Origin of the sequence: Streptomyces calidiresistens, from assembly GCF_014141525.1 — a bacterium.
GTDB classification, from domain to species: Bacteria; Actinomycetota; Actinomycetes; order Streptomycetales; family Streptomycetaceae; genus Streptomyces; species Streptomyces calidiresistens.
This window is the reverse complement of the sequence record NZ_VKHS01000091.1, coordinates 1-11,136: the sequence shown is the minus strand read 5'-3', so window position 1 is coordinate 11,136 and position 11,136 is coordinate 1. Positions and strand designations below refer to the sequence as shown.

The following is an 11,136-nucleotide window of genomic DNA, read 5'->3' as shown; positions in this document are numbered from 1 at the left end:
CTCCCCCACCACCCGGATGTCGGGCTCGTGGGCGAGCACGATCTCCAGCCCCCGACGGAAGAGTTCGTGATCGTCGACGACCAGGACCCGGATCGGCTCCGCGGGGGAACCCCCGGAGGCGGGGCCGTCGGCCGCGGTCCCGGGGCCGAAGCCGTTGACCATGATCCCTCTCTCCCCCCGTGAGCCTCTGGGTACCCGATCGCGCGCCACGGGAGGCCGATCGGGACTCGGGCCATGATTCCACGGCGGGGGCACGGTCCGCCGCCCCGCGGATTCCGGAGGGCGCTCCGGGTCGGAGAACCGCCGGGGAACGGCGGGAAGTCGTCGGCCCGGCGGTCGTGCGGGGACGTTCGGGGGTGTGCCCGGGCCGCATGCCGCGGAGGCGGTGGGTGCGACGCGGGCACACCCCCGAACGGGAGGGGCGCCGTCACGGGAGGGCCGGGCCGGTCGGTCGCGCGGGCCACCGCGTGCCCGACCGGTCCCCGACGCCGTGCGGTCAGGTACCCAGCGAGTCCCCGGCCTCCGGCGGGGCGGAGCTCGCCAACGGGTCGCTCTCCAGCCGGATCACGCCGTAGTCGTAGGCGTGACGGCGGTAGACGACGCTCGGCTGCTTGGACTCGGCGTCCACGAACAGGTAGAAGTCGTGCCCCACCAACTCCATCTCGTAGAGCGCCTGGTCGAGCGACATCGGAGCCGCGGTGTGGGTCTTCTCCCGCACCACCAGCGGTCCGTCCCCCTCGACCTCCAGCGGCCCGACCTGCCGGATGTTCGACTCCTCCGCCTCCTCGGGGGAGGCCGGGCCCAGTTCGCCGTCGCCGTTGAGGGTGGCGGCGCCGATGACCGTGGCGGGCACGGCGCTCGCGGGGATGCGGTCACGACCGCGCCGGGAGGTGCGCTTGTCGTGCCGCCTGCGCAGACGGGTCTCGAGCTTCTCCACCGCCAGGTCCAGGGCCCCGTACGGGTCGGAGGCGGACGCCTCGGCCCTGATCACCGGACCCCGGTGCCGCAACGTGATCTCCACCCGGTCGGAGCGGTCCGCCTGCCGGGGGTTGGGCTCCTTGGACACTTCCACGTCGAGGCTGAGGACCTTCGTGTCGATCCTCTGGATTTTGTCGATCTTCAGCTTCTCGGCCACGTGCCTCCGGAAGCGCTCCGGCACCTCCGTCTTGCGGCCCTTGACGACAATGTCCACGCAGAACTCCGTTCCCGGGCGGGCCGCCGTTGGCGGTCACCGCCCTTGGTGCACCGGGTCCGAGGGGTCCGGGGGATCTTCCGGCGCTCCCCCTCGGGTTACATCGGGGTGCGGCTCACACCTCCTCGGTCCGGATCCCTCCGAGCGTCTCCGGGCGACAGCCCGGAGAACTCCTCGCCGGCGGCGGGGTCGGTCGACCCCGTGGAACACGGGAGCGGCACCACACGTCCCGGGGGTCCGTCCGCGCACCGGTACGTCACTCCATACCCGGGGGCGGAGCGGCAAACCCGCGTCATGCCCTCAACCCCTTCCGGGAGCGTCCACCGTGTCCGCCGCCGGAGGTGCCGGTCCGCGGTTTCGCAGGTCCGGCGCCCGTTCCCGGGGCCGTCGGTGGAAGGTTCTGTCCCTCGAAAATACCTCCGGTGACGGGGGTGCGGCACCCGCTGGACGGCCCGGACGGGGACCGATGGGCCCCGTGTGCCGGAGGGGGCCGGGGTGTTCCGGACCGCCCGCGCCGACCGGGCGCGACCGGGGCGCCCGACTCCCCTCACGGAATCCCCGGCCGGCCCCCGTCGGGCCGCTCCCGCCGGCCCCCGGGGACTTTGGCCCACCCGCCCTCCGGCGGACCGGCGACCACGGCCGCCAGCAGCGTGTTCCCCGAAACGCCCGCAGCCGTCCAACCGGCCTCGCGCAACGCCCGGGCCGCCTCGGCGAGCGTCGCCCCCGTGGTGATCAGATCGTCCACCAGAACCACCGGCCCGGCGCCGGCGGAGACCGGCGGGGGCACGGCGGCCAGCGCGCCCGCCAGGTTCTCCCGGCGCTCGGCCGGCCCCAGCCCGACCTGATCCGCCGCCGGCCGACTCCGCCGCAGGCAGGGCACCACCCGCGCGCCGTGCCCCGAGCGTCGCAGACAGGCCGCGGCGGCGCGGGCGATCCGCAGCACCGGGTCGTGACCGCGCCGTGCCACCGCCGCCCGCTCCGAGGGAATCGGCACCAGCCGCACCAGCTCCCCCGGCCGGGGCCGGGCGCGGGAGGCCGCACCGGCCCACACCGCCGCCGACACCGCCCCGGCGAGGGCGACGCCCAGCGGGCCGGCCAGCGGCAGTCGGCCGCGTTCCTTGTGGGCCAGCAGCACGGCACGGGTCTGGTCCGCGTACACCGCCGCGGCGAGCACCGGCGGCAGCCCCGGCGGCTCGGGGCGCGGCCGGATACGGCGCGGCCCCTCCCGGGTCAGCAACCCCCGACAGGAGCCGCACAGCAGGGCGCCCCGCCCGGCACACCCCGCGCAGGCGGCGGGCAGCACCAGGGAGACCAGTTCCTCGGGCCATCGCGGCCCCGGTCCGAGCACGCGACCACTGTGACGGACCCGGGGTGACCCGGGCCACCCCTGTGGACGAACGCCGTGCCGATCCGAGTGGTTTCGGTCGCCCCCGTGGCCCGCGACGCCGCCCCGGCGCACGCGGCACCCGGGCGGCGCGAGCCGCGTGCACCGGCTGAACCGGCCGGGTCAGCCCGGGTAGACCGGTCCGGTGCCGTCCGCCATGACCACCTTCCACTGCGCGTCCTGCTGCTGGAGCCGGGCCACGCCGTCCGCCGATTCGGCCAACAACGGCCGGTCCTCGCGCTCCGAGGCGGTCACCCCGGTCACGTCGCTCAGTCCGGGCACCGGCGCCGCGGGCACCGTCGAACCGTCCACCCCCACGTACTGGATCTGGTCCACCCCGCCCTCCGGCCGACCGGCGACGACCAGCCGTCCGGTCCCGGCCCAGGAGACGGCCACCACGTTCTCCAGGTGCGGCGCGATCGGCCGCAGGCCGTCCACGACCACCTCGGCCTCCCCCACGTCCCCGGCGTCCGCGCCGTTGCCCGCGCCGGAGTCGCCGGCAGCGGTGGTGTCGTCCGGGTCCGCCGCGGCGACCGAGCGCTCGATCCGTCCCAGGTACAGGGCGGTGCGCTCGCGCTGCGAGATCAGCAGCGCCACCCGGGTGCCGTCGGAGGAGACCCGCAGCGCCTCCAGCCGCTGCCCGGCCCGCAGGCCGCGCACCTCGACCTCCTCCGGGGCCGCCCCGCCGCGCGGGAGCCGGTACAGCGCGCCGGTGCCGCCGGAGACGGCCTCCGCCTCGCGGTCGGCGAACCACAGGTCGCCCAGACCGTCCCAGCTCGGGGTGGAGATCCCGCCGACCGGCGCCGTGAACGGGTCCCCGGTATCCCCCGTGTCCCCGGTGTCCCCGGTCCCGTCGGTGTCCCCGGTCCCGTCGGTGGTTCCGCTCTCCCCCTCGGTACCGGACGGGTCCGAGGGGTCCGAGGGGTCGGACGGGTTCGCCTCGCCGGTCTCCTCCTCCAACGGCGTGCCCTCCGGGGCGCCCGCGTCCCCGACCGACACGTACAAGGGTTCGCCGAGGGTATCGGTGTTGCCCGTCAGCTCCGTCACCCACAGGGTGGACCCGTCGGCCGACACGGCCGCCGCCATCTCCTCGTCCCGGCGCACCGCCACCGCCCGCGGACCCACTCCCTCACGGCCCAGCGGACCCGCCACGGGACGCGGCCGGCCCTCGTCCTCGATCGCGACCAGGCGCCGTTCCTCGTCCAACAGGTACTGCCGCTCCTGCGTGCCGATCAGCAGCCCGGGAGCCCGGGTCTGGGCCTCCAACGCGGTCAGGGAGCACAGCTCCCGGCCCGCCCGGGTCGCCAGGCGGACCTCGGTGACCTCGGCGGACCCCACCCCCCGCACCGTGTGCAGGGTCTGTGCCGCCATCCGCTCGCACCGGGTGCGGCCCGTGTCGGCGGGCAGCCCGGCCAGGGACAGGGTCAGCACCCCCGACTCGTCCGGCGCCGGCCGGCTGTCCCCCACCAGGCGCGTGCCCTCCGGGAAGTACGTGGTCACCACCGGCTCCAGCCAGGAGCTCGGCCCCTCCAGCAACGCGGCGACGGCCTCGCCCACCGGGTCCACCCGGCTGCGGACCTGGATCGGGTCGGCCACCAGCACGCCCCCGGCCCCGGGCACCGAGCCCGCCCCGGGCCCGGCGTCCGCGTAGTAGTAGCGGTTGACCGCGCGGTGGATGCGGCGGAAGTCGGACTCGCCCAGCACCAGCCCGTCGGGCAACCGGTCGATCCGCCATTCGTCGTCCACCTGCCGCAGGGACAGCCGCTCCCGGTAGGTGCCCTCGTCCGGCTGGTACACGTGACCCGCGTCCACCACCGCCAGGCGGGTGCCGGAGATCTCGAAGGCGAAACCGCTGCCGTCGATCGCCGGGTCCGCCGGCCGACCGGCCAACAGGGGGCCGTCCGCGAGGACGGTCGTGCCCGCCATCGGGTCCCAGCCCTCGGCGGCCTCCGGGGTCAGGTACTCGCGGGCGGTCGCGTAGTCCGCCTCGTCGCTGGTGACGGCCTCCAGGAAACCGCGCGCGATGTCCTGGGGCAGCGCGCCGGGCTGGGGACTGACCCCGAAGACCCGCACCTGGCTGTCGGCGTCCGCCCGGCGGTCCGACTCCACCCGCTGCACGGGCCCGGAGCCCGGCATCGAGGCGCAGCCGGTCAGCAACAGTCCGCAGGCGGCCACCGTGCCGCCCAGCCGGCGCAACCGCGCCGCCCGGCGGACGCCCCCGGGTGCCCCGTGGATCGACGGCCCGGACGCCGCGCGTCCCGCCGTCCGCGTGCCCGGGACCGGTCCCTCACCGCCCACGACCGGCCTCCTCCCGACTGTCCGTGTCCCGCCCCGACCCGTGCCCGGGGCCCCGCCCGTCGTCCCGCGCGGAGAGCGCCGTGGCGCCCGACCCGGCGGCGGCACCGGCCGCCCCGGCGGCCCCGCCGGTCCCGGCGTCCGACGGTTCGAGCGCGATCGGCGAACCGCGCAGCGGACCGTTGGCCGCACGCGGCAGGGTCAGGCGGAACTGCGCCCCGCGCCCCGGCTCGCCCCAGGCCTCCAACCGGCCGCCGTGCAGCCGGGTGTCCTCCAGCGCGATCGACAGGCCCAGTCCGGTGCCGCCCGTGGTCCGGGCCCGCGCCGGGTCGGCCCGCCAGAACCGGTTGAACACCCGTTCCGCCTCGCCGGGCCCCAGCCCGATGCCGTGGTCCCGGACCGCCACCGCCACCGCCCCGTCCTCGCCGGGGGCCGCGGCCAGCCGCACGACCACGTCGTGCCCCTCGCCGTGCTCGATGGCGTTGACCACCAGGTTGCGCAGCACCCGCTCCACGCGGCGGGGGTCCACCTCGGCCACCACCGGCCGCTCGTCCCCGCGCACCACCAGCCGGGTGCCCTTGCGCTCGGCCAGCGGCTCGGCCGCCTCCAGCACCCGCCGCACCGAGTCCCTCAGGTCGGTCGGCTCGGCCTCCAGGGCCGCGGCGCCGGCGTCGAAGCGGCTGATCTCCAGCAGCTCCGCCAGCATGGCCTCGAACCGGTCCAGCTGATCGATGAGCAGCTCCGCCGAGCGGGCCGTCATCGGATCGAAGTCGCCCTTGGACTCGTGGATGACGTCCGCCGCCATCCGCACCGTCGTCAGCGGGGTGCGCAGCTCGTGCGAGACGTCCGAGACGAACCGCCGCTGCATCCGCGACAGCTCCTCCAACTGGTGGATCTTGCCCTGCAGGCTGCGGGCCATCTTGTTGAACGACTCGCCGAGCCGGGCGATGTCGTCCTCGCCGCTGACCTTCATCCGCTCCTGCAACCGGCCCGCCGCCAACCGTTCGGCGATCCGCGCCGCCATCCGCACCGGCGTCACCGCCTGCCGCACCACCAGCCACGAGATGGCGCCCAACAGCGCCACCAGGAACACCCCGGCGGTGGTGATGGTGCCCTTGACCAGCGCCAGCGACTTCTCCTCCTGCGTGAAGGGGAAGAGGTAGTACAGCTGGTAGGGGTTGCCGTGGTTGTCGGTCAGCCGCCGCCCCACGATCAGCGCCGTCTGGGTGGACCCGTCCGGGCGCACGATCGTGCCGTACCGGCGATGGGTGCCGGCGTCGCCGTCCAGTGCCTCCCGCATGTCCTGCGGCACGCTCTCCTCGGGCCGGATGTCCGCCGAGGAGCGGGGGCCGCGCGGCGCGCCGCCGGCCGTCTCCCCGCCGAACGGCTGCCCCGACAGCTGCGAGGGCAGCGCCACCACCGAGTACACGCCCTGCCCGCCGCTGGCCAGCTGCTCGACCATGCCGGTCAACCACACGCCCGGGTCGGTGGCCCGCCCCGGGGTGCCGTCACCGGCGTCCGCGCCGGTGATCGCCCGGTCCGCCCGGTCCGCGGCCACCGCGAACCCGCCGTCGGCCTGGCTGATCGCCGTCTGCCGCTTGGCCTCCAGCAGGCCGTTGCGGACCTGCCCGATGACGACCACACCCAGCACCAGGACCACCGCCAGCGACAGCAGCAGGGTCGAGACCACCACGCGCAGCTGGATGTTGCGCCGCCACAGCCGGAGCACCGGCAGCAACGGGCCGCGGGCCCACCGTCCGAAGATCCGGATGGCGGGCTGCGCCCTGCTGCCGGTCGCCCCCTCGGGCAGCAGCAGGGCCGTGCGACGGGACCACTCGGTCACCTCAGCCGGACCCGGCCTTGTAGCCGACGCCCCGGACCGTCACGACGATCTCCGGGCGCTCGGGGTCCTTCTCGATCTTCGAGCGGAGCCGCTGGACGTGCACGTTGACCAGACGGGTGTCGGCGGCGTGCCGGTATCCCCACACCTGCTCCAGCAGCACCTCCCGGGTGAACACCTGCCACGGCTTGCGGGCCAGCGCCACCAGCAGATCGAACTCCAGGGGGGTCAGCGAGATCGCCTTGCCGTCGCGCTTGACGGAGTGCCCGGCGACATCGATCACCAGGTCACCGATGGCCAGCTGCTCGGGGGCGGGCTCCTCCGAGCGCCGCAGCCGGGCCCGGATCCGCGCCACCAGCTCCTTGGGCTTGAACGGCTTGACGATGTAGTCGTCGGCCCCGGACTCCAGGCCGACCACCACGTCCACCGTGTCGCTCTTGGCGGTGAGCATCACGATCGGCACCCCGGACTCGCCGCGGATCAGCCGGCACACCTCGATGCCGTCCCGCCCCGGCAGCATCAGGTCCAACAGCACGAGGTCGGGCTTGATCTCCCGAAAGGCCGCCAGGGCCTTGTCTCCGTCCGCGACGAACGACGGCTCGAAGCCCTCGCCGCGCAGGACGATGCCGAGCATCTCCGCCAGAGCGGTGTCGTCATCGACGACGAGAACGCGTCCCTTCATGACTTCATCATCCCATTGGCCGGATGGTGACCGTCCACGTTCCTTTTCCTCCCGTCCCCCCGCGGCTCCATCGCCACGGTTCGCGCCACTTTGTGTGCTTTCGGCCCGGTTCTCATTCGGCTGTCGTCCCGTCCCGTTCGGTTGTCATCCGGCCTCCCCGACCCCCGCTCCCGGCGGCACCGCCGCCGGCCCTTCCCGGTACGGCGGGCGCATCACGCCCCGCTCCGTCACCACCGCCGTCACCAGCTCACCGGGCGTCACGTCGAACGCCGGGTTGTACGCCCCGGCGCCCTCCGGCGCCACCCGCACCCCCGGCCGCGCCGTCGTCACCTCGTCCCCCTCCCGTTCCTCGATCACGATGCCCGCCCCCGAGGGCGTGGCCGGATCGATCGTGCTCACCGGCGCCACCACCACGAACGGCACCCCGTGGTGCCGCGCCAGCACCGCCAGCGGATACGTGCCGACCTTGTTGGCCACCGCCCCGTCGGCGGCGATGCGGTCGGCCCCCACCAGAACGGCGTCCACCCGGCCCGCCGCGAACAGCGATCCGGCGGCGGCGTCCGCCAGCACCGCGTACGGCATCCCCTCCCGCCCGGCCTCCCAGGCGGTCAGCCGCGCACCCTGCCACAGCGGACGGGTCTCGTCCACCCACAGCCGCTCCAGCAGTCCCGCGCGGTGCGCCGCGCGCACCACCGCCAACGCGGTGCCCCCGCCCCCGGAGACCAGGGCCCCGGTGTTGCAGTGTGTCAACAGCCGCCACCCGCCGGCCTCCCCGGCCGGCTCCGGCAGCAGGTCCCGCAGCAGCCGCAGGCCCTCCGCCGCCATCGCCTCCGAGGCCAGCGCGTCCTCCCGGTGCAGCTCCCGGGCAGCCGCCAGGGCCGCCCGGGCCGCCTCCGCGCTCCCCCGGTCGGCGGCGGCCCGGTGGGCGGCCAGCGCCCGCCGGACCCCGAACCCGAGGTTCACCGCCGTCGGTCGGGCCTCCGCCAGCAGCCGCGCCGCCGCCTCCACGTCCTCGCCGCGCGCCGCCGCCAGCGCCACCCCGTAGGCACCCGCCAGACCCAGGACGGGGGCCCCGCGCACCGCGAGCGACCGGATCGCTGCCACCAGCCCCGGCACGTCCCGGCACACCAGATCCCGCTCCTGCGCCGGCAGCCGGGTCTGGTCCAGCACCACCACCGCCGGGCCGTCGGCCCCGTCTCCCCGCTCCCCGGAGGTGTCGAGCCACCGCAGGGCGGGGGAGAAGCCCGGCACGGCCCCCTCGTCGGCGGGCAGGGCCCCGCCTGCCGTCATCCGCTCCGTCATCCGCCCAGTCTGCCCGGCGGAAACGGCACGACGGGACACCGGGACCGGTATCCGCCGCCCCGGGGGTCGGGGGCACGTGGCACGATGGGCGCCAGGACGCGGTGAAGGAGCGATGATGAGCGACCGTTGGACCTCCCCCGGCTCGTCCGACCCGGGGGACGATCCGCACGGCCGGGGGTCGGACGGGGGTCCGAACCTCCACAAGAACCCCGCGCCGCCCCCCGGCGGTCAGGCCCCGCCGCCCACCGGCTGGAGCGCCGGAGCCCCCGCCGGGCAACCCGGCGCCGGGGGATGGGGCGCCGGCCCCGGCGCGCCCGGCGGCTCCGGCTGGGGCGGCCCCCGGTGGGCGCCGAAGCCCGGCGTCATCCCGCTGCGCCCGCTGGGCGTCGGCGAGATCCTCGACGGCGCCGTGTCCACCGCGCGCGCCCACTGGCGCACCGTTCTGGGCATCTCCCTGGGCGTCGCGGTCTTCATCCAGCTGATCTCGCTGTTCGCGCTGCGCTTCTGGTTCGGCGACGGCTCCGCCCTCACCGCGCTGGAGGAGAACCCCAACCCCACCGAGGAAGAGGTGCTCGACGCCGTCGCCGACCTCTTCGCGCTCGGTTCGGTGACCGGTCTCGCCACCCTCGTCGGCTCGGTCATCGCCACCGCCATGCTCACGGTGGTCGTCGCCCGGGCGGTCCTGGGGCGGGAGATCTCCATCGCCGAGGCGTGGGCGGAGTCCCGGGGGCGGCTGCTGCGCCTGCTCGGCCTGATCCTCCTCACCGGCCTGATCGTCGGCGCCGCGATGCTGGTGCCGCTCCTGATCGGTGGCCTCACGCAGTTCGTCCCCCTGGTGATCCTCGGCGCCATCGCCGGGGTGATCCTCGCGGTGTGGCTGTGGGTACGGTTCTGCCTGGCCGCCCCCGCCCTGATGCTCGAACGCCAGGGCGTGTTCACCTCGCTGGGCCGGTCCTGGAAGCTGGTGGGCGGCTCCTGGTGGCGGGTCTTCGGCATCCAGCTGCTCATCCTGATCCTGGTGCTCGTCGTCTCCGGGATCATCGAGTTCCCGCTGACCTTCCTCGCCGAGTTCGTCTCCAACGGCGGCACCAACATGTTCGTGGGCTCCGAGATGACCTGGACCTACCTGCTGATCACCGGTGCCGGCGCCGTGATCTCCTCCACCATCACGCTGCCGATCAGCGCCGGCGTCACCGCGCTCCTCTACATGGACCAGCGGATGCGCCGCGAGGCCCTGGACCTGGAGCTGACCCGCGCCGCCGGCTTCGACACCCCGAACGACCCCGGGGCCGCGGGCCCCGGGCACCCGGGGTACTGAGCGGATGACGGGGGCGTTCGGCGCACTCGCCCATCCGCTCGCGGCCGTCGTCGGTCGGGCGCTGCCGCGCTCGGCCGACGAGCCGCCCATCGGCATCGACCGCGACCCCGCCCGCGAGGCCGCCGAACGGGAACTCTCCCGCGAGATCTACACCCGGCACGAGCCCGGCCCCGTCCGACGGGCCTTCGACTGGGTGTGGGAGACGGTCTCCGACCTGCTCTCCCGGGTCACCCTGGCCACCCCCGGCGGCTGGCTCGGCCTGCTGATCATCGTCCTGATCGTTCTCGCCCTGCTCATCGCGCTGCGCCTGCGCCTGGGATCGGTCCGCGCCGCCGCCGGCGGCGGACCCCCCGAGGTCCTGGGCGCCAGGGCCCGCACCGCCGCCGAGCACCGCGCCGAGGCGGACCGCCACGCCGCGGCCGGCGACTGGGACCGGGCCGTGCGCGAACGCATGCGCGCCCTGGTCCGCTCGCTGGAGGAACGCGCCCTGCTCGACCCCCGCCCCGGCCGCACCGCCGACGAGGCCGCCCGGGAGGCCGCCCTGCCCCTGCCCGCCTTCGCCGATCGGCTGCGCGCCGCCGCCCGCACCTTCGACGACGTCACCTACGGCGGCCGGCACGCCGACGCCGCCGACCACCGCCGGCTGGACGAGCTGGAGCGCGAGGTGCGCGCCGCGCGCCCCGTCGCCCCGACCGGGCCCACCGGCGGTGTCCCCGGCTCCTTCGCGTCCCCCGCCGGCGCGCCCCGGACCGGCGGGGCCGCCCGATGAGCGCACCCGCCACCTCCGTGTCCCCCGACGCCCGCCGCCTGTGGCTGGTCGCCCGCGGCCCCCTGCTGGCCGCCGTCGTCATCCTGTTGACCGCCGCCCTGATCGCCCTGTTCACCACCGGTGAGGACGGTTACCTCAACCCCCGCTCGGCCACCCCGCAGGGCGCCCGGGCCGTCGTCGAACTGCTCGCCGAACGCGGCGTGGAGACCGTGGAGGTCTCCGGGCCCGAGGAGGCCGCCGGGGCCGCCGGCCCCGACACCACCCTCCTCGTGGTCGTCCCCGACCTGCTGGACGCCGACGCCGCCCGCCTGCTGCACAACGCCCGCGGCCCCGAGGCCCCCGGCCGCACCGTGC

10 protein-coding genes are annotated in these 11,136 nt (G+C 75.8%); 3 read left to right on the top strand and 7 right to left on the bottom strand.

What is annotated here, in order from left to right; all coding sequences use genetic code 11:
• The 7 genes from FOE67_RS06505 to mtnA form a co-directional block, all read right to left on the bottom strand.
• Positions 1–162: helix-turn-helix domain-containing protein (locus FOE67_RS06505; RefSeq protein ID WP_182661384.1), on the bottom strand; the 162-nt coding region annotated here is incomplete at its 3' end.
• Between the two features lie 334 nt (positions 163–496).
• Positions 497–1,192, bottom strand: a complete 696-nt coding sequence (hpf, locus tag FOE67_RS06500; RefSeq protein WP_182661382.1) for a ribosome hibernation-promoting factor, HPF/YfiA family — start codon at positions 1,190–1,192, stop codon at positions 497–499.
• A gap of 547 nt (positions 1,193–1,739) precedes the next feature.
• Entirely contained in the window at positions 1,740–2,540 is an 801-nt protein-coding gene (locus FOE67_RS06495; protein ID WP_182661380.1) for a ComF family protein, read from the bottom strand.
• Between the two features lie 159 nt (positions 2,541–2,699).
• Positions 2,700–4,874: an LpqB family beta-propeller domain-containing protein gene (locus FOE67_RS30275; protein WP_182661378.1), complete on the bottom strand. Its 2,175-nt coding sequence runs from the start codon at positions 4,872–4,874 to the stop codon at positions 2,700–2,702.
• A complete protein-coding gene (gene mtrB, locus FOE67_RS06485; RefSeq protein ID WP_182661376.1) occupies positions 4,864–6,714 on the bottom strand; it encodes an MtrAB system histidine kinase MtrB in 1,851 nt (616 codons plus the stop codon). The genes FOE67_RS30275 and mtrB overlap by 11 nt, the downstream gene beginning before the upstream one ends.
• A 1-nt stretch (position 6,715) precedes the next feature.
• Positions 6,716–7,393: a two-component system response regulator MtrA gene (gene mtrA, locus FOE67_RS06480; protein ID WP_143623403.1), complete on the bottom strand. Its 678-nt coding sequence runs from the start codon at positions 7,391–7,393 to the stop codon at positions 6,716–6,718.
• Between the two features lie 144 nt (positions 7,394–7,537).
• A complete protein-coding gene (gene mtnA / locus FOE67_RS06475; RefSeq protein ID WP_182661386.1) occupies positions 7,538–8,683 on the bottom strand; it encodes an S-methyl-5-thioribose-1-phosphate isomerase in 1,146 nt (381 codons plus the stop codon).
• Positions 8,684–8,810: 127 nt separating this feature from the next.
• Between mtnA and FOE67_RS06470 the strand changes: the two genes are divergently transcribed.
• The 3 genes from FOE67_RS06470 to FOE67_RS06460 all read left to right on the top strand — a co-directional run.
• The gene (locus tag FOE67_RS06470; protein ID WP_182661374.1) at positions 8,811–10,013 is read left to right on the top strand and encodes a DUF7847 domain-containing protein; all 1,203 of its coding nucleotides are present in this window, start codon (positions 8,811–8,813) and stop codon (positions 10,011–10,013) included.
• Between the two features lie 4 nt (positions 10,014–10,017).
• Complete coding sequence (locus tag FOE67_RS06465; RefSeq protein ID WP_182661372.1) at positions 10,018–10,782, top strand: DUF4129 domain-containing protein; 765 nt, start codon at positions 10,018–10,020, stop codon at positions 10,780–10,782.
• The coding region (locus FOE67_RS06460) for a DUF4350 domain-containing protein (RefSeq protein ID WP_182661370.1) at positions 10,779–11,136 on the top strand (358 nt) is incomplete at its 3' end. The genes FOE67_RS06465 and FOE67_RS06460, both read left to right, overlap by 4 nt.

Bases quoted from the DNA above. Each gene is read 5' to 3' on its own strand.
- mtnA (WP_182661386.1), bottom strand. From the start codon at position 8,683: ATGACGGCAGGCGGGGCCCTGCCCGCCGACGAGGGGGCCGTGCCGGGC.
- FOE67_RS06465 (WP_182661372.1), top strand. From the start codon at position 10,018: ATGACGGGGGCGTTCGGCGCACTCGCCCATCCGCTCGCGGCCGTCGTC.
- FOE67_RS06470 (WP_182661374.1), top strand. From the start codon at position 8,811: ATGAGCGACCGTTGGACCTCCCCCGGCTCGTCCGACCCGGGGGACGAT.
- mtrA (WP_143623403.1), bottom strand. From the start codon at position 7,393: ATGAAGGGACGCGTTCTCGTCGTCGATGACGACACCGCTCTGGCGGAG.